This is a genomic window from Cedecea neteri (assembly GCF_000758305.1).
Taxonomy (GTDB): Bacteria; Pseudomonadota; Gammaproteobacteria; order Enterobacterales; family Enterobacteriaceae; genus Cedecea; species Cedecea neteri_C.
In genome coordinates, this window is the sequence record NZ_CP009458.1 from 898310 (window position 1) to 917261 (window position 18952).

The following is an 18952-nucleotide window of genomic DNA, read 5'->3' on the forward strand; positions in this document are numbered from 1 at the left end:
TCACAGCATAAAGCTAACTCACTTTATTTAATTTTATACATTCATCTAATAAATATATTAAATGGAATTATTATAAAAATATTATTGTATTAACGGATAAAATTTCCCCCCAAAGGTCTGCCAGCGCGCAGACCCTTCTTCTTATCTGTGCTATAACACAGCGGCTTATTTTCAGGGAGATAACCATGCGACAAAGAGTGATTGCCTGCCCGATTATTCAGAATCAGGGCCAATATTTGCTGTGCAAAATGCCACAAGATCGCGGGGTGTTTCCCGGCCAGTGGGCGCTGTCCGGCGGCGGCATTGAGCCAGGTGAAACCATGGAAGAAGGGCTGCGGCGTGAAATTCGGGAAGAGCTGGGCGAAGCGCTGATTATTTCGCATATCGAGCCGTGGACCTTCCGCGATGATGTGCGGATGAAAACCTACGCTGATGGGCGCAAAGAGCAGGTGTACATGATTTACCTGATGTTCGACTGTACCAGCGAAAACCGCGAGATAACCATTAACGAAGAGTTTGAGCAGTACGCCTGGGTCAGCCCGCAGGACCTGGCGAGCTACGATCTGAATGAAGCCACCGCCGCGACGTTCCGTGATAAAGGGCTGCTTTAAGGAGCTGAGCAGCCCGAAGGCTGCCCGGCACGGCTAGCGCATCGCGTTGTATATCGCCTGCTGAATTTTGACGGTCTGTTCGTCCACCGGCTCCGGCTCCAGCCCCTGAGCGGTCGCATCTTCATAGCGCTGCTTCTGCGCCGCCAGGCGCAGCTGAGCACGCTCAACTTCTTCCTTCTGGCGCTGTACCGCCGGGGCAGAACTGCAGAAGCTGGCGAGGAATTGCTTTCTCAGCGAAGTCAGCTTTTGCCCTTTCTTCATGCCTAACTCGGTGGAGCCGATCAGCCTGCGGCAGGGCCGGGTTTCATCCATTTGCGGGCGATACTGCAGCAAAATGGTCAGCACATCGCGGTCATCCACCGCCAATGCCTGCTCGGCAAAATAGACTTTCCAGTTCATCCCGCCCTGCATGAACAGACGCACAATACGGGCGTCGTTACGGTTAATCGCCGCCCGCAGGTTATTTTCATCCCAGGTGATACCCATATTGGCGAGCATATCCCGCGGGCTGTTGGATTCCGGCCGCTCTTTCTGCTGCACCGGCGCACTCACGATTGGCGGAGCCGCCGTTACCTCAGGCTTTGAAGAGGTATCACTCAACAGATAGAGACCAATCACCGCCACCGCTACCACCACAATCCCTACCGATGCCCACAGCGCGGTGGAGATCATGTCGGTAGTGTCATGCTGTTTTTTGGCCGTGCGCGGGTCATAACGCTCAATGGATTCTCTGATCTCTTCCGGGTCACCGCCCTGAGCCGCATGATTTTTACGCGCCTGTTCAAGGTAGCTTTGCAGCGCGGCATCATCCGCGTCCAGCAGCGAGGAAGGATTCACTTTGGTGCGGCCTTCACTAAAGGCTTTCTGGACAGGGCCGCTGATTTCACCGAAATAGCTGTCCAGCAAAGCCACCTGCACGGTCGTCAGCGGCTGCTTGTGCATCAGGTCATTGCGGATTTGACGGGTGCCATCGAGAAAAATTTGCAGGGTTTTACGCTGGTCGATCAGAAAACCCAGCTGAGGCGAGTTTTGGTAAATTTTGGCGTAGTGATGGGCGAACTCTTTCTTATCCACCAGCATCAACGCCAGCTCGCTGAACTTCATGCCGCTCAGCACGTCGCCCCGCTCGCCTCGCTTCAGCCAACGGCGAACTTTGTCAGCCCCAAACTGGCTTTTTAGCTGATTGACCAGCTCCGCCTGGCTTTCCCAGGCCTGATTAACCAGCCCTTTCAACATTAACTCAATGGCGCGCATCTGCTGCTGGGCGCCTTTTTGTAGCCCGTCAACGTCGGAGGAAAGCTCGGTGGAATAGCCCAGCAGGGGCTGCTTGAAGCGCACATGCTCCAGATAGCTGGTGAACCGCAGGGCAGCGAGGAGTTGGTTCTGGCTAACTTCCTGCCCGCTTTCATACTGCGGCACCAGCTGCTGTAAATGGCGTAGGAGCAGCGTAAATTGTGAAATCTCAGAGTCGTTAAGATTCAGCCGCTTTGCCACCGCCCCCCAGCTTCCCAGCGCCATGCGGGCCTGCTCCAACTGCTGGAAAAACCATTGCGGATCTTTGCCTTCGGCGGCACGAATATTCAATAGCGGCAGGATCTGAAGCGAAGCTTGCCGAATAATTCCCAGACACGTCTCAAAGTGCTCCCGCATCTGCAATGTTGCGCTGCTCATGATAGTCCTTTGTCGATGTCCGGCCTGACTTTGCCGAACGCAGAAAAAACTGTTTTTTCCGCCCCAGGCGGCTATTTTTTATGGTTATTAATGCCAAGGCCAAACTTCGCCATTACAGCCGAGTGTAAAGCAGCCCGCCGGGAATCAATGGCGATAAAAAGAGCGATTTAGTCAGGTATTTTCTAGCGCTTGCTCGGCGATTTCACCCACTCGCTTTAGCGCCGCCTCGGTGACGGCATCGAGAGGCAAAGCATAGTTAAGACGCAGGCAATTGCGATATTTGCCGGAAGCAGAAAAGAGTGACCCACTGGCGACGTATATTTTCTCTTCCCGTAGCAGGAGGTTAAAGCGTTCCACATCAACGTTTTCCGGCAGCTCAATCCAAAGTAGAAAACCGCCTTGCGGTCGGCTAACGCAAATGCCGCAGGGGAAGTACTGCCTCACACGGCAGGAAAAGTGATCGAGATTCCGCTGGTATTGTTGCCTCATACGTCTCAGGTGGCGGTGATAGTGGCCTTCGCGGATAAACCCGGCAATCGCATGCTGAGTAAAGACCGACGTACTGCCGGTCCCGATATACTTCATGTGCAGGACGCGGTCGAGATAGCGGCCGGGAACAATCCAGCCAATACGCAGGCCGGGTGCCAGCGTTTTAGAAAATGAGCCACAAAGTAAAACGCAGTCACCGACGTCCAGAGATTTAATGGTCATCGGGCGTGGGTACTCGTAGGTAAGCTCGCCGTAAACGTCATCTTCGATAATGGCAATGTCGTAGCGTTTCGCCAGACTGAGTACGGCCTTTTTACGCGCGTCTGGCATAATAAACCCCTGAGGGTTATTGCAGTTCGGCACCAGAAAAATCGCTTTAATCGGCCACTGTTCAAGCACCAGCTCCAGCGCCTCCAGGCTCATCCCGGTCACAGAGTCGGTTGGGATCTCCACCACTTTCAGGCCATAGCCTCGCAGCATCTGCATGGTGCCGTGGAATGATGGCGACTCAACCGCCACGATATCCCCCGGTTCACAGACCGCACGAATGGCAATCGACAGCGCTTCGTGGCAACCGTTGGTCACCACAATATCGTCAGCGTTCACCACACAGTTGCTGTCCAGCAACAGACGGGCAATTTGTTCACGCAGCACTTTGGTGCCCTGAATTTCGTCATAACCCAGTACTTCAGCGGCCTGGTGCTGGCTCAATCTGCCCATCTCCCGCAATAGCGGCTTGACGGTCGATTGCGTGAAATCAGGCGCTCCACTGAAAAATCCCGGCGCTTCACCGCTGTAGCGGAGATTAATCATCTCCAGCACTTCACTCCATTGCTTAACTTCCACGGGCCAACGTGCGGGACGCGAAAGGCGTGGAAGCGGCGGCACGGCTTTGCGCGGCGAAACAAAGTAGCCGGAGCGTGGCTGAGGGGAAATCAGCTGCTGGTCTTCCAGAACGTGATACGCCTGTTGCACGGTGCTGATACTGACGCCATGTTCGCTGCTCAGGCTACGCACCGAGGGCAAACGCTCCCCGCTTTGATATAGCCCCTGCTCAATGCGCTCAGCCAGCAGCGTGGCAAGATGTTGGTAACGCGTCATGCTGTATCCTCACCGGAAACCATACAGAAGGAAAAACCGATACAGAATGGCGCAATAAATACCATTCAGCTCATGTTTTAGCCCTTCTGTATGTTAAAGAAAAGTAATTTTTGAATCTGTCTGCTTTTGCCCGCTGGCCCCATGATAACTCCAGGCAAACCGCGAGGAGTCACATCATGGGCTTTGAAGAGAACCACCATCGCAGACCGTTTTATGGCCTGGTGATGCTTTACCAGTATTTTCGCCGCAGCCGCCAGCGCCGCCAGGCTTTGCGGGCGCTGCGCGAGCTGAGTCCGGAGCAACTCAGGGATATGGGGCTGACGAGGGATGATTTATCACGCTGGGAATAACGCTTAAGCGGTGCCACACGCTGGCACCGCTTTTTATTTACTGCTATCAAAAGGAGGGTAAGACAACAACAACGATAATCAGGAGCCGCATGAACATCACCGACCTGCCTTTTACTACCACCGACTGGGCAACTCTCACCCCTACCGAACATCCCGGCATTACCGGCAAAGCGCTGTGGCGCACGCAGCAGTTTGGGCCGATCCGCGTGCGCATGGTGGAATACACCGCCGGCTATCTGGCCGATCACTGGTGCCAAAAAGGACACGTTTTGCTGTGCCTGAAGGGCGAGCTGCAAACTGAGCTCGAAGATGGCCGCCAGTTTACGCTAACCCCGGGGATGAGCTACCAGGTGGCAGACGGCGCGGAGCCTCACCGCTCCTCAACGGCATCAGGTGCAGTCCTGTTTATTGTGGATTAACGCCATGTCGACAATTTTGACACCTCGCCTGGCGCTCAACCAAATCACCGAAGCCGACTGGCCACTCTTCCGCTACCTGCAGCAGCAGCCGGACGTCATGCGCTACGTAGCCGATAACCGAACGGAGGCAGAGATCCGCCAGGCTTTTGACGCCCGTCTTCCCGACTGGCAGCCGGGCAGCCGCCACTGGCTCTGTATGGTGATGCGCCACCGCAAAACCGGCGTGCCGATTGGCGTCACCGGCTTCATCCTGCGCGAGGACGATATCGCGGAAGTCGGCTTTTTACTCGACCCGCCGTTTCACGGGCAAGGCTACGGGTATGAATCGCTGTACGAGGTGTGCGCCTTTGCGTTTGCGGAGGTAGGCATCCGCAAGCTTGTGGCCACGGTCACCGCCGGAAATGTTCCGTCGAAGAAAGTGCTGGAGAAAGTCGGGTTTCAGCGGGAAGGCACGCTGCGGGAAAACTACTGGCTGAATGAACGCTGGCAGGATGACTGGATTTTTGGCCTGTTGGCCCGGGAGTTCAGATAAAACACGGGCCGCACGAGGCGGCCCATACTGCGTGATTCAAGACTTAGTTGTAGATTTCAGCCACGCCGTACATTTTGTTATCGCCACCGGCGGAAACAATGCGGATAGACTTCGCGCCTGCCTGCTCGGCTTTCTGCTGCAGCTGGTGTTGCAGGCTGTCGAGGTTAGACGCGCCGCTTACCGATACGGTGCCCATTTTCTGGCTGGCAGCTGGCTGTGCTTCCGCAGCAAAACCGGAGAAGGAAGCAGCGAGAGTCATAACTACGGCAAAATATTTGATGCTTTTCATGATGGTTACCTTTGCAATTTGTTTAGTTGGAAGGCTGACTGCCTTCGATGAGATAAGAATAGCGCCGCCGTGTTTTGTTTGTTAGCGGAACAATTCGCTTATCTCTTTCAAAAAAATTGAACACAAAGTAACCATAATAAAAGCGGCACTGGGCAGTCACCAGATCCAGCGCACGCCGACATTCCCCGTCACTACCCGCTGCCGCTCGCCGCCGAAGTTTGTCAGGTAGCCTGTCGTAGCATATAGGCTGCCGTTCTGGCTCACCTGCGCCACCAGCCCCGCTCCAATTTGCCCGGCCGTTTGCCCAATGCTATTAGCGATCGTCGTGCTGCCATCGAAAGCGGTTTCATCATCCTGACCGAATGACCGCAGCACATTGGCGCGCAGATAAGGCTTCCAGTTCACGCCGCTCGCCTCAAACGCCCACTGCAGCCGGGCCCCAACCCGTCCCTGCCAGGTGTTGCCATTGTTCCAGCGAACATCGGAAACGCCATCATGCAGCGAATCCAGCGAGGTTCTTTGCCAGACCAGCTGTGCCTGAGGTTCAAGCGTCACCCCTTCGCCGAGGGAAACGGGCAGCCCCGTCTCAACGGAGCCGGTCACCGCATTGCCGCTGGATGAAGCATTCACCTCGTTGACCGAGTTAGTATTCAGCCGCAGCGCGCTGCCCATTAACACTGCGTCCGTATACCAGCCGGAGGCCGTAACCCTTGTCCAGTAGCCGCCGTAGTTGTAGTTATTCAGCTGCATTTTGCCGACGCGCATGCCCTGTTTCGCCAGTGCAAAACCATCAACGTCCCCGGTCGCTCTGGAGAATCCGAACAGGATACCGACGTGATATGTCGCCCCGCTATCCTCAGTGGCGGTATACAAATCCTGCCCCAGCTGCAGCCCCCACAATGTGCCATTGAAGGACGGGTTTACATCTCCACTTTGATGAATATCCGCGTGGCTTCCCCAGCTTCTGGCCCAGAAGGCCGGCGCTTTGTTATCGCCGCTCAGCAGGCTCTGCTCGCCCTGGCGGTCATGGAAGGTGTCGATCTGCTGCAGGTTAAGCTGGCGGGCAACGGCGGGCGCTTCGGCGTACAGCGCAACTTCTGGTCGGTAAACGTTCAGCGTCTCATTGCCGTGAGACGCATCCACGATGGACTCAGGCGTTTCTTCTGCCGGGGTGACCGACGTTGTCGAGTCCGGTACGACAGTATTGCGCAGATACCAACTCCCGCCGCTGCCGTCGGAGACGCCGCCTTTGGCGAGATAATAGGAATATGCCCCTGCGCTAACGGTGCCCCCCGAAAGAGTGAAGGCATTCGCCGTGCTGGTCGCGCCGTTAGTGGCCTGCACCACCTGAATACCATCGGCCACAATTGGCGCCCCGGCGCCGCCGAGATTAGTGACCTTCAACGTGCTGCTGCCCGAAGCGCTACCGCCGCTGAGGATAAGCTTATCCGACTCAGCCCCGTCCCCCGCCAGAACACTATTCAGCGCAATCATGCCGTTCTGACCGCTATAGTTTCCGGCTACGGTCAGGCTATTCCCCACGCCGCTGCCACCAAGCTGAACAAGCCCTGTGTTGGTCAGGTTGCCGTTAATCTGGAAGTTACCGGGCATAGCGTTTGCATGCGCTGTTAATGCATTTGCGACAGCAATTCTGCCGCCATTAACAACATCGCCATTGACGGTACCGTAACCCCCCAGGGTAGCGCCGTTGACCACCGTCACCGCCACGGGTGCAGAAGCATTGCCGAGCGTTCCGGCTAAATCAAAGGTTCCACTTTGCATCAATGCCGTAGCAAATGAGCCATTTCCGGCCCACGTCCAGTCGCTGCCATTCATGGTTAACGTTTTGAAGTTAACAAAATCATTTGTGGCGCTGCCTGTCCCCTCAAGCGTCACGCTGTTATTGCCCAGCCCGCCATCGGCGAGGCCAACAATTTGTGAGCCGGTCTGGAGGATCAACGAAATGCTGCCGTTGCCGCTAAGGATCGCCGTGCCGCTTCCCCCCTGAATCAGCCCGGCGTTGGTGATGGTGATATTACCGTTAGTCGACCGGATACCTATGCCGTTATTACTAATGATTTTCCCGCCGGCCAGGTTGTTGATCGTGGTGTTAAAACTGCTACCGAGCGTGTTCGCTACCACGCCGTCCACGCTGCCGCTGGAAGAGGCGGTGCCGGTGGTCTGAATCAGGCCGCTGTTATTTAGCGTGGCGTTGTTACCCTGCAAAAACACCGTGGGCGCGTCCCGCCCGGAAGTGGTCAGTGTCCCGCTGTTATTCACCGTGCCGCTGCCACCCAGCAGCGAAATGGCCCTGGCGTTATTCCCCGACGTGGAGATAGTACCGGTATTGGTGATGGTATTTCCTGCAGCGCCAGGATTACTCTGCCCCCAGGCCGCCGTCATGCCGTAAGAGTTATTGCCGCTGGTGATGATAGTGCCGTTATTGATCAGCGTATTGTTATTGCCGTTAGCAGCCATGCCGTCGTTGTAGGCCCCGGTGGTGGTCAGCATTCCCGTAGCGCCATTAGTCAGCGTATTACCGTTATTCACGCCCAGCAGCAGCGCCCCACGGTTCGCCACGCCCGTGCCGTTATCAGAGAGAGTCAGCGCCCCGGCGTTGTTGATATTACTGCCGCTGTCCACCGAAAACGGCGTCGCCTGGGTGGTCAGCGAATAGCTCCCGCTCACGGTTGAGTCGAGATTAATCGTGACGTTATTACTGCCTGCGGTGGCAACCACCGGCGGAATACCCGAACCGCTACAGGTCACGGTATCCCCGCTATTCGGCGTTGACGACGAACAGGCGGCGGAGGCGGATAAAGGAAGCGCGCCGGTGAAACCGACCAGACAGACGGGAATCAGAGTCAAAGCCTTATTTTTCATGTTTACTCTCGCAGCAAGAAAGATAAACAAAGGGTTGGCGTTCCCTGCGGCCTCGCGTTGAGACGGGCAAATTGTCCAGTGGTGGGGCTGGGGCAGAAGAAATCCACACCCGGCACTTAACTATAGAGCCAGGTGGAGATTTAAGAGGCTGATGAGGCGGGTTTTATCGGCCTATTTCACCGAAAAGAGAGCGCGGTCAGAATTCCGTGCGGGAGAAACCGGTCATCTCGGTCAGTTCCATCTCACGACCCAAAGCGGTCATCGGATGGACAATCACCAGGCCACGCACGCTTTTCTTGAGCTTGCCCATATCAGCCTGCTCTTTTTTGGTAATCGCACGCTTGTACGGCAGCGCCACCAACTTCTGCGCTTCTTTGCTCAGCTTCTGGTTGCGCACCGCCTGCAGGCGAGCAATTTCGATTTCCAGCTTCTGCCGCTCTTTTTCCAGCTCGGCATATTTTTCCGCTTCGTTGATCAGGTGCAGGCCTGGCATTTCGTGGCGGATAGCGTCCAGACGGTCGCTAAGGCGTTTAATTTCTGCTTTTTCGATTTCTTTCATTTTGACTTACCGTGAATAAAGATGGCTTGCTGGCAAGGATACACGATCCTGAGGGACAGGGCGAAAAGCGGCTATTTCTGGAAGGCTTTTTTTAAGCTGATCCGGGAGATCAGCTCTGTCAGGGAAAGTACCATTGTGGAGCGAACAATTTGCATGTAGCGCTGACGCTGCATCGCCTGCAGCTCAGGATCGCTGCCGTCAACGAAGGTCGGCGTCGGCGGGAGCGCCGTCACGCAGTGCAGCTCGCCGAACGGGCCAAGCATTTCGTCATCGGTAAAGCTGTACTCGTTGCCGTCGTGGTTCAGCTCTTCGCGGAGCGCCATCAGCAGCTCGCAGTCTTCGTACTCAGCGCGATTCAACACGCCCAGTCCGTAGATAAGCTTCAGGCGTACCGAAAGGTCGCCCAGCGGGCCGTCGCCGTCCAACAGGGGCTCAACCGCATATTTCACCGCGTAGTCGTCCTTGCGGAACACCTGCAGCACCAGGATATTTACCGCTTCGGTTAACAGCTCGACGGCAGCAATCAGCAGGCTTCTTACGGTTTTGCCGGCATTCAGTCGCTCAAGCACGCGGTTTTCAAAGGCCTGGGTTTCTTCCATTTTTGCCTGCATCACTAAACATGTTTCAGGCGCGGTATCCACCGCGCCTGCATAGGGTTACGCTATGGCGTTATACGCCTTCACCGCCTCAGTCACGGCTTCGCTGTTCGCATCCAGACCGGACACTTCCGCCAGCGCCGCCTGCGGGCCTTTCTCCGCCAGCAGTTGTTTCAGCTCCTGCGCCTGCGGGTCCTGCTCGCTGTGGTAGTGCATTGCCGCCGCAATCCCTTTAATCAGGTTCACGTGAGGCAAACCGTACTCAATTGTCCCCAGCAGCGGCTTAACCAGGCGGTCACCCGCGCTGAGTTTACGCAGCGGCTGGCGGCCAACGCGTTCCACGTCATCCTTCAGATACGGGTTTTCGAAACGACCGAGGATTTTCTTGATATACGCGGCGTGTTTGTCGGCTTCAAAGCCGTAGCGCTTAATCAGCACCGCGCCGCTCTCTTCCATCGCCCCTTTCACTACGGCGCGCACTTTCTCATCAAGAATGGCATCGCGGATAGTCTGGTGCCCGGCCAGCTGACCGAGGTACGCGGTTATAGCATGCCCGGTATTCAGCGTGAAGAGCTTGCGCTCGACAAACGCCATAAGATTATCAGTAAGTTCCATGCCAGGAATGTTCGGCAGGTCACCTTTAAACTGGGTTTTATCGACAATCCACTCGCTAAAGGTCTCAACGGTCACTTCCAGCGGATCGTTGGTGGCGGACTCAGACGGCGGAACGATGCGGTCAACCGCAGAATCGACAAAGCCAACGTGCTGCTCAACCCACGCCCACGCTTCGGCAGACAGCGCTTTCTTGACGTGCTCTTTCAGCTGGCTGGTGCCGCGCACCATGTTTTCACAGGCGATGATGTTCAGCGGCGTTTCGTTGCCGTTCGCGCGGCGCAGCTCCAGGCCTTTGGCAAGCGTTGGCGCGATGCGCTCAAGCACAACAGGGCCGACGGCGGTGGTGATCAGATCAACCTGAGCGATAAGGGCCACAACGTCATCGCCAATGCTGCTGACGGCATTCACGTTGGAGACGGTATCAATCTGCTGCTGCTCGCCCACTACGTGAACCTGGTAGCTGTGACGCGCGTTCAGGGCATCCAGAACCACCTGGTTTACGTCGGCAAAAGTCAGCTGCAGACCGGCGTCCGCCAGCAGTTTACCGATAAAGCCACGACCGATATTACCTGCACCAAAATGTAATGCTTTCATTGCGTTAACCTTCCTGATTATTTCACCCGTGAGGGCTGGGGTAAGGATACTGTATGCGAATCCCCTCACCCTAGCCCTCTCCCCAAAGGGGAGAGGGAATAGACAGACCAACATCTCGATATCGCCTCTTCCCAAAGGGGAGAGGGAACATCCAGAACTTCCCCTCGTTTACTCCCTCTCCCTTTCAAGGAGAGGGTTGGGGTGAGGGTCCTATTTCTTACCGGCCAGCAGATCCAACACTTCCTGAACGCTGGTGGTGTGCGCCAGGCGCTCAATCACCGACTCATCATCCAGCGCGTTGGTCAGGCTGGTGATCACCTGGATGTGTTCGTTATTGCGGGCAGCAATCCCGATAACCAGGCGAGCCACGTCTTCCGGCTCTTCACCAAAGTGAACGCCTTCCGGATACTGGCAGAAAACCACGCCGGTTTTCAGCACGCGATCTTTCGCTTCCACGGTGCCATGAGGAACCGCAATACCTTCGCCCAGATAAGTCGGGGTCAGTTTTTCACGCTCAAACATCGCGTCCACGTATTCCGGCTGCACGTAGCCGCCGTTCACCAGCTGTTCACCGGCAAAGCGAATCGCTTCTTCTTTATTGCTGGCTTTCAGGCCGAGGAACACGTTACCCGCGCCCAGCTTGAACACCGCGTCTTCGCTGGAAACAAAGCTGTCTTCCAGGCTGTGCATCACTTTTTCTTCTTTCTGACTCAGGTTCTGAGAAGCCAACAGGCGCTCAACCAGGTTGGCGTACAGGCTGCTGTCGAGGAAGTTAGTCAGGGAGATGTGCTGTGCCTGCGGCACCTGGCGCATCGCACGCTCGGTCAGGTCGCGGTGGGTAATCACCAGGTCAACGTCGTCCGGCAGGCTGTTGATCGCGCAGTTGGTCACGGAGATGTTTTTCAGGCCAGCGTCGTTCACTTTCTTACGCAGCACGCCTGCGCCCATGGCGCTGGAGCCCATACCTGCGTCACAGGCAACGATGATTTTACGCACGTGGCTCAGGTCGTTAGACAGGCCAGCACCTACCGCCAGCGGCGCTGCGCCACCTTTGGATTCGGCTTTCATTTCCTGCATACGGCGAGCCGCAGCTTCGATGTCGTCTTCTTCTTTCACTTTGCTGGTTTTCAGCAGAATGGCGGAGACCACGAAGGAAACAATCATTGCCGCACAGATAGCCGCGATGTTAGCGAAGTACGCGCCTTTCGGCGTCATCGCCAGTACCGCCAGGATGGAACCAGGGGATGCCGGAGATACCAGGCCGCCGTTCAGCACGGTCAGGGTGAACACGCCGGTCATACCGCCGAGGATAACGGCCAGGATCAGACGTGGGTTCATCAGCACGTACGGGAAGTAAATTTCGTGGATACCGCCCAGGAAGTGGATGATAGCCGCGCCGCCAGCAGACTGCTTGGCGTTACCGCGCCCAAAGAACATGTACGCCAGCAGAACACCCATACCCGGACCCGGGTTCGCTTCAATCAGGAAGAAGATGGATTTGCCCAGCTCGTGGGACTGCTGAATACCCAGCGGCGAGAAGATACCGTGGTTGATGGCGTTGTTCAGGAACAGGATTTTGGCCGGTTCTACAAAGATAGACGCCAGCGGCAGCATGTCGTGCACAACCATGAAGTTAACGCCTGCCGCCAGAACTTTGGACAGGACTTCAACCGCCGGGCCGATGCCGAGGAATGCCAGAATCGCCAGGATCATCCCGATGATACCGGCAGAGAAGTTGTTCACCAGCATTTCAAAGCCGGATTTGATTTTACCGTCGACCCATTTGTCGAAGTGCTTGATTGCCCAGCCGCCCAGAGGACCCGCAATCATTGCGCCGAGGAACATCGGCATATCTGCACCGACGATAACGCCCATGGTAGTAATCGCACCCACCACGCCGCCGCGGTCACCGCCAATCAGGCGACCACCGGTAAAGCCGATCAGCAGCGGCAGCAGGTAAGTGATCATCGGGCCTACCAGCTTCGCCAGCGTTTCGTTTGGCAACCATCCGGTAGGAATAAATAAGGCCGTGATAATACCCCAGGCGATAAACGCCCCGATATTTGGCATAACCATATTGCTGAGGAAACGACCAAAGCTTTGCACTTTGATCTTGATATCGGATGACATACACATACCCCTTGTTGGTGTTCCGCGCTGAAAAGCAGCCCGAGGTTTATTGTTAACGTAGCGGCAGGGTCGCCGGCCTTATGCAGTAAAGTGACGCGAATCTGGCACTGAATCGTTAAGCTGTCCAGCAACCGCCTAATTATGTGAGTTAGATCACTAATACTCAGGGATCACCCATCCACATTGAGTGATATCGATCACATAATTGCAGTGTAAAAAAAGTACACCGTGGAATTTTTAACCCTGATTGACCTTTTAATGTGATAAACATCACATTTAATTATGACGCCTTTGTTATTTATTTGTGATCTAAATCACAAAGTATTTTTAGGCAGGTTAATCCTAATGTGATCCAGTTAAAATCTGGGCGTTGACAACAAACGGCGGGCAAGAAAAGGATGAAAGTAAATTACAGCGAAGCGGCTGGCAGAAAGCGCGGCGTTGAATGCCGCGCAGGAATGAAAAGTTAGTTATCTAAATCCGCGACAATGCCACGCGCCTGAGCAAACAGCTGCTGGTAATGGGCGTCGCTGTCGCCAATCCCCTCTTCCACGCCGATGGTATTATAGAGAAAGTCGATTTTTGCATCCTGAATGCCAAGGTAGCTCATTGAGCCGCTAATAAAGTCGGTCATGTTTTTTTCCCAACCGTACTTCACAAAACCGGCCTGTGAACCGCCGACCAACGCCACCCAGCGGATTTTCTTCCCGCCTAACTTACTGCCTGGCCCGTAGCCCAGACCGTTGTTCCACACGCGATCCAGGTAGCCTTTAAGCATCGCCGGGAAGCTGTACCACCACACCGGGAACACGATCACCATTGTGTCTTTATCTTCCAGTTCACCGAACAGGCGGTGAACTTCCGGGGAGTACTGCTTCTGCGGGTTGTTCCAGTCCGGCTCGTCTTCCACGCCCAGCGCCGGGTTAAAGCCGCTGCGGTACAAATCGAGAGAAGAGACATTAATGCCGCGCTCCGCCGCCTCGCCCTGAATTTCCTGTACCACCTGCGCGGTTAGCGATTCGCTGCGTGGGTGCGCCCAAACAATATACATATTCTCTGATTTCATGGAGTTATCTCAGTCAGTGGGGATGTGCGTTCACTTTACGACCGCTGGATAATTCTGTAAAACGTAGTATTTGAGATGAGTTAATGAAGGATTTTCACTAATGGCGCTGAATTTTACCGACTTCGCGACCTTTATCGCCGTGGCGCGGCACAAAAGCTTTCGCGCCGCCGGAGACGAGCTGGGGCTTTCTCCTTCGGCAATTAGCCACGGCATCAAGCAGCTCGAGCAGCGTCTGAAAATCCGGCTGTTCAACCGCACCACCCGCAGCGTTTCGCTAACCGAGGCTGGCAGCAACCTCTACGAGCGCCTGCGCCCGGCCTGCGACGAAATTAATACCATTCTCGATGAAGTGAACTCATTTCGTGACACGCCGATGGGCACCCTCAGAATTAACAGTTCGCGGCTGGCTTCACGCCTTGTGCTGATGCCGCTGGTCGCCGGGTTTACCGCCCGCTATCCCGACATTAAAGTCGAGGTGACCACCGACGACAGGCTGGTGGATATCGTGAAACAGGAGTACGACGCCGGGATACGCCTCAGTACCACGGTGGAAAAAGACATGATTGCCGTTCCCATCGGCCCAAAAGCGAGGATTTGCGTGGTCGCCACACCGGAGTATCTGGCGCAAAACCCTGCGCCAGTGCACCCACGCGAGCTGGTGAATCACTGCAGCGTTACCTTCCGCTTTCACAGCGGCCGCCCCTATTGCTGGGAGTTTTACGGGCCGGAAGGCAAGCTGGAAGTGACGCCCTGCGGCAACATCATCGTGGACGATCTCGACTCCGAGCTGGCAGCGGTGCTGTGCGGCGCAGGCATCGGCTATCTTTATCAGCAGCAGGTAGAAGACCATCTGGCGAGCGGCAGGCTGGTTTCGATGCTTGAGGACTGGCTGCCTGAGCTGCCGCCGTTCCAGTTCTATTACCCAGGCCGCCAGTACATGCCCAGTGCGCTTCGCGCCTTCGTCGATTACATAAAAGCGCCGCAGGCGTAGACTTTTTCACCAATGTTGGGTATCTGTTTCATACTTACCTCAAGTTGGCAAAAACGGATAATGTCATGAAACTGATCGGTAACTACACCAGCCCCTATGTGCGAAAGATCTCGGTCATCCTGCTTGAAAAAGGCCTCAGTTTTGAATTTATTAACGTCAACCCGTGGGTTGGCGACAGCCCGGCCCCGCAGTACAACCCGCTAGGCAAAGTCCCAACGCTTATCACCGATGAAGGCGAGCGCTGGTTTGATTCGCCGATCATCGCCCAATACCTTGAGCTGCTGAACATTGCGCCAGCGCTTATCCCGCACGACCCAAAGGCGGCACTGAAAGTGCGCCAGCTTGAGGCGCTTTCCGATGGCATTCTGGATGCGGCGTTAACGTCAGTGCGTGAGAAACTGCGCCCGGCGGAACAGCAGTCTGAAGAAGTCCTGGTGCGTCAGCGCGAGAAGATTGGCCGCGCCCTCGACCTGCTGGAAGAATACGCCGCCGACGGCACGCTGGCCGCAGAGCCGCTCAATCTGGCCAGTATTTCTGCGGCCTGCGCAGTGGGCTATCTCAATTTCCGCCGCGTTGCGCCAGGCTGGTGTGTGAACCGCCCGCACCTGGTTAAGCTGGTGGAACAGCTGTTCCAGCGCGAGAGCTTTGCCCGTACCGAACCGCCCGCGGCATGATCTGCGGCCAGGACAGGGGACGTTGTCCCCTGTAATATCGCCCACAAATTTCTTAATTCAGTCCCTGCCATGACGACAGCTCAAACACTTTTTAGCCATCTTCCGGCGACCGACCGCCTGCTGCGCGATGCCGCCTTTACCGCCCTGCTTGCCGAGTTCGGCCACACCCGCGTGGTTGCCACGCTGAGGACGCTGCAAAACGAAGCGCGCGAGCACATCCGCACGGCGAACACACTGCCGGACTGGAGCGAAGACTGGGCGAAGAAAACGCGTAGCGTGCTCGAGGCCAGCCAGCGCAGCGCTCTCCAGCCCGTGTTCAACCTGACCGGCACGGTACTGCACACCAATCTTGGCCGGGCCTTACAGGCAGAAGAAGCTATTGCGGCAGTGACAGAAGCCATGCGCTCCGCCGTCACGCTGGAATATTCTTTGGACGACGCCGGACGCGGCCACCGCGATCGCGCCATTGCCGATCTGCTTTGCGAGCTGACCGGGGCGGAAGATGCCTGCATCGTCAACAACAATGCTGCGGCGGTCCTGCTGATGCTGGCGGCCTGTGCCAACGGCAGCGAAGTGGTGGTTTCGCGCGGCGAACTGGTGGAGATTGGCGGTGCGTTTCGCATCCCCGACGTCATGCGCCAGGCGGGCTGCACGCTGGTTGAAGTCGGCACCACCAACCGTACACACCTCAAAGACTACCGCGCGGCAGCGGGTGAGAACACCTCGCTGCTGATGAAGGTTCACACCAGCAATTACCACATTGAAGGCTTCACCAAAGCCGTCAGCGAGGTCGAGCTGGTTACGCTGGGTAACGAACTGAACCTGCCGGTCGTCACCGACCTGGGCAGCGGCTCGCTGGTCGATTTAAGCCAGTGGGGCCTGCCGCCTGAGCCGATGCCGCAGCAGCTGATTGCCGACGGCGTGAGCCTGGTGAGCTTCTCCGGCGACAAACTGCTCGGCGGCCCGCAGGCCGGGATCATCGTCGGCAAAAAGGCGCTGATCGAGCGCATTCAGAGCCACCCGCTGAAGCGTGCGCTGCGAGCCGACAAAATGACGCTGGCGGCGCTGGAAGCCACACTGCGGCTGTACCAACACCCGGAAACGCTGGTTGAACGCCTGCCAACCCTGCGCCTGCTGACCCGCAGCGCCGAAGAGATCCACCAGCAGGCCAGCCGCCTGCTGCCCGCATTTAAAGAGCGCTTTGGCGAGCAGTTCGACGTGCGCGTTGAGGCATGCCTGTCGCAAATCGGTAGCGGCTCTTTGCCCGTTGACCGCCTGCCTGGCGCCGCCCTGACCTTCACGCCGAAAGACGGACGTGGCACAACGCTTGCCTCGCTGACGCAAACTCTGCGTGAGCTGGAAAGGCCGGTGATTGGCCGCGTGGCCGAAGGCCGCCTGTGGCTGGATTTACGCTGCCTGGAAAACGAAGAACTACTGCTGGAGGGACTCGCCCAGTGATTATCGCCACCGCCGGGCACGTCGACCACGGCAAAACCACCCTGCTTCAGGCGCTGACCGGGGTAAATGCAGACCGCCTGCCGGAAGAGAAAAAACGCGGCATGACCATCGACCTCGGCTACGCCTACTGGCCGCAGCCGGATGGCCGGGTTATCGGCTTTATCGACGTGCCAGGGCATGAAAAGTTTCTGGCCAACATGCTGGCGGGCGTCGGCGGCATCGATCATGCCCTGCTGGTCATCGCCTGCGACGACGGCGTGATGGCGCAAACCCGCGAGCATCTGGCGATTTTACAGCTGACAGGTAACCCGAAGATTACCGTCGCGCTGACCAAAGCCGACCGGGTGAGCGACAGCCGCATTGCAGAGGTCCGCGATGAAGTTGTCACGCTGCTGGGTAAGGCGGATGCCGCTATTTTTGTTACCGCCGCCAACAGTGGGGAAGGCGTTGAAGCGCTACAGCAGCATCTCAAAGGGCTGGGCGAACGCCCTCATGCCACTGCACATCGCTTCCGCCTTGCCATCGACCGTGCCTTTACGGTCAAGGGCGCAGGACTGGTAGTGACCGGCACAGCGCTGAGCGGGGAAGTTAATATCGGTGATTCACTCTGGCTGACCGGCACAGAAAAACCTATGCGCGTGCGCGGCCTCCATGCTCAAAACCAGCCGGTAACCCGCGCCATGGCCGGGCAGCGCATTGCGTTGAATATCAGCGGTGACGCGGAAAAAACGGATATCAGCCGGGGCGACTGGCTGTTAAGCGAAAAACCGCTGCAGCCGGTTGAGCGCGTCATCGTCGAGCTGCAACCCCTGCAGCCGCTCCAGCAGTGGCAGCCGCTGCATATTCACCATTCTGCCCGCCACGTAACCGGGCGTGTTTCCCTGCTCGAAGGTAATTTAGCTGAGCTGGTGCTGGATGTGCCGCTGTGGCTGGCGGATAACGACCGCCTGGTGCTGCGCGATATCAGCGCCCGCACCACGCTCGCCGGGGCCCGTGCCGTGCTGCTCCATGCGCCACGTCGTGGTAAACGCCAGCCCGCTTTCCTGAGCTGGCTGGGTGAGCTGGCAGCAGTCACCGATGACCAACAGGCGTTGAGAACATATCTGACTCGCGGAGCCGTGCTGCTCAACGAATTTGGCTGGGCGCGTCAGCTAACGACGCAAGGGCTTCAGGCCCTGCTTGCGAAGCCAGGCTATTTGCAGGCAGGCAACGCGCTGCTAAGCACGGACGTGGCCGCTATCTGGCAGCAAAAACTGCTCGATGCGCTGGCTCGCTACCACCAACAGCATGACGATCAGCCGGGGCCGGGGCGAGAACGCCTGCGCCGCATGGCGTTGCCCGCAGAGGACGAAGGCCTGGTGCTGTCACTCATCGAAAAAATGCGTGGTGAAGGCCTGCTCATGAGCCGCCAGGGCTGGCTGCATCTGCCGGGGCATGAGCCAGGGTTTTCCGCAACACAACAGGCCGTGTGGGATAAAGTCGACGTCCTCTTTGGCGACGAGCCGTGGTGGGTGCGCGACCTGGCCAAAGAAACCGGCGAGGAAGAGCAGGCCATGCGCCAGCTGCTAAGATCCGCCGCTCAGCAAGGGCTGGTCACCGCGATTCTGAAAGATCGTTATTACCGCAACGATCGCCTGCGGGCGTTTGCCGATCTGATCCGCGAGCTGGATCAAACCCACGGCGCGACCAACGCCGCTGACTTCCGCGACAGGCTGGGCGTGGGCCGCAAGCTGGCGATTCAGATTCTGGAGTATTTCGACAAAATTGGCTTCACCCGGCGACGAGGCAACGACCATCTGCTGCGCGATAAGGCGCTATTTTTATCGGCGTAATATTCCATTCTGCGGGAAGAGGCCTGCCCTCTTCTCCGCAGGGAATCCGTGAAGCGTGTCGTAAAGCCGACGCGAAATGGCGAATAAACAGG

Annotated in this window: 17 protein-coding genes; 8 read left to right on the top strand and 9 right to left on the bottom strand. The window is 56.8% G+C overall.

What is annotated here, in order from left to right; all coding sequences use genetic code 11:
• Positions 1 to 185 precede the first annotated feature (185 nt).
• Complete coding sequence (gene nudI / locus LH23_RS04275) at positions 186 to 611, top strand: nucleoside triphosphatase NudI (RefSeq protein WP_039288764.1); 426 nt, start codon at positions 186 to 188, stop codon at positions 609 to 611.
• Between the two features lie 33 nt (positions 612 to 644).
• Here the strand turns inward: nudI and LH23_RS04280 are convergent, their stop codons facing one another.
• Entirely contained in the window at positions 645 to 2282 is a 1638-nt protein-coding gene (locus tag LH23_RS04280) for an STY4199 family HEPN domain-containing protein (protein ID WP_039288767.1), read from the bottom strand.
• Positions 2283 to 2453: 171 nt separating this feature from the next.
• The gene (locus LH23_RS04285) at positions 2454 to 3872 is read right to left on the bottom strand and encodes a PLP-dependent aminotransferase family protein (protein WP_039288771.1); all 1419 of its coding nucleotides are present in this window, start codon (positions 3870 to 3872) and stop codon (positions 2454 to 2456) included.
• A gap of 176 nt (positions 3873 to 4048) precedes the next feature.
• Between LH23_RS04285 and LH23_RS23285 the strand changes: the two genes are divergently transcribed.
• From LH23_RS23285 to LH23_RS04295, 3 genes are all read left to right on the top strand, one after another.
• Positions 4049 to 4222 carry a DUF1127 domain-containing protein gene (locus tag LH23_RS23285; protein WP_071842692.1) on the top strand — a complete coding sequence of 58 codons (174 nt, stop codon included), beginning with the start codon at positions 4049 to 4051 and terminating at the stop codon, positions 4220 to 4222.
• Between the two features lie 89 nt (positions 4223 to 4311).
• Entirely contained in the window at positions 4312 to 4641 is a 330-nt protein-coding gene (locus tag LH23_RS04290; protein ID WP_039288774.1) for a DHCW motif cupin fold protein, read from the top strand.
• Positions 4642 to 4645: 4 nt separating this feature from the next.
• Entirely contained in the window at positions 4646 to 5173 is a 528-nt protein-coding gene (locus tag LH23_RS04295) for a GNAT family N-acetyltransferase (protein ID WP_039288777.1), read from the top strand.
• Between the two features lie 43 nt (positions 5174 to 5216).
• On the opposite strand, the gene LH23_RS04300 is transcribed toward LH23_RS04295, so the two are convergent.
• The 7 genes from LH23_RS04300 to LH23_RS04330 form a co-directional block, all read right to left on the bottom strand.
• Positions 5217 to 5462 carry a DUF1471 domain-containing protein gene (locus tag LH23_RS04300; RefSeq protein ID WP_039288781.1) on the bottom strand — a complete coding sequence of 82 codons (246 nt, stop codon included), beginning with the start codon at positions 5460 to 5462 and terminating at the stop codon, positions 5217 to 5219.
• Positions 5463 to 5618: 156 nt separating this feature from the next.
• On the bottom strand, positions 5619 to 8345 hold the full coding sequence (locus LH23_RS04305; protein WP_052050128.1) for an autotransporter outer membrane beta-barrel domain-containing protein: 2727 nt from the start codon (positions 8343 to 8345) through the stop codon (positions 5619 to 5621).
• A gap of 196 nt (positions 8346 to 8541) precedes the next feature.
• Positions 8542 to 8904, bottom strand: a complete 363-nt coding sequence (locus tag LH23_RS04310) for a YibL family ribosome-associated protein (RefSeq protein ID WP_008458687.1) — start codon at positions 8902 to 8904, stop codon at positions 8542 to 8544.
• A gap of 71 nt (positions 8905 to 8975) precedes the next feature.
• Positions 8976 to 9515: a mannitol operon repressor MtlR gene (gene mtlR / locus LH23_RS04315; RefSeq protein WP_052050130.1), complete on the bottom strand. Its 540-nt coding sequence runs from the start codon at positions 9513 to 9515 to the stop codon at positions 8976 to 8978.
• Between the two features lie 45 nt (positions 9516 to 9560).
• Positions 9561 to 10709, bottom strand: coding sequence for a mannitol-1-phosphate 5-dehydrogenase (gene mtlD, locus LH23_RS04320; RefSeq protein ID WP_039288791.1), 1149 nt, complete (start codon positions 10707 to 10709; stop codon positions 9561 to 9563).
• Positions 10710 to 10919: 210 nt separating this feature from the next.
• The gene (locus LH23_RS04325; RefSeq protein ID WP_039288796.1) at positions 10920 to 12839 is read right to left on the bottom strand and encodes a PTS mannitol transporter subunit IICBA; all 1920 of its coding nucleotides are present in this window, start codon (positions 12837 to 12839) and stop codon (positions 10920 to 10922) included.
• 466 nt (positions 12840 to 13305) lie between these two features.
• Positions 13306 to 13905 (bottom strand): NAD(P)H oxidoreductase, encoded by a 600-nt coding sequence (locus tag LH23_RS04330; protein WP_039288800.1) that lies wholly within the window; start codon positions 13903 to 13905, stop codon positions 13306 to 13308.
• Positions 13906 to 14005: 100 nt separating this feature from the next.
• Here LH23_RS04330 and LH23_RS04335 point away from each other — a divergent pair, with 100 nt between their 5' ends.
• From LH23_RS04335 to selB, 4 genes are all read left to right on the top strand, one after another.
• Positions 14006 to 14896 carry a LysR family transcriptional regulator gene (locus LH23_RS04335; RefSeq protein ID WP_039288805.1) on the top strand — a complete coding sequence of 297 codons (891 nt, stop codon included), beginning with the start codon at positions 14006 to 14008 and terminating at the stop codon, positions 14894 to 14896.
• 65 nt (positions 14897 to 14961) lie between these two features.
• Positions 14962 to 15570, top strand: coding sequence for a glutathione S-transferase (locus LH23_RS04340; RefSeq protein WP_039288809.1), 609 nt, complete (start codon positions 14962 to 14964; stop codon positions 15568 to 15570).
• Positions 15571 to 15639: 69 nt separating this feature from the next.
• Positions 15640 to 17028 carry an L-seryl-tRNA(Sec) selenium transferase gene (selA, locus tag LH23_RS04345; RefSeq protein WP_039288813.1) on the top strand — a complete coding sequence of 463 codons (1389 nt, stop codon included), beginning with the start codon at positions 15640 to 15642 and terminating at the stop codon, positions 17026 to 17028.
• A complete protein-coding gene (selB, locus tag LH23_RS04350; protein ID WP_039288818.1) occupies positions 17025 to 18860 on the top strand; it encodes a selenocysteine-specific translation elongation factor in 1836 nt (611 codons plus the stop codon). Before selA ends, selB begins: the two co-directional genes overlap by 4 nt.
• Positions 18861 to 18952 lie beyond the last annotated feature (92 nt).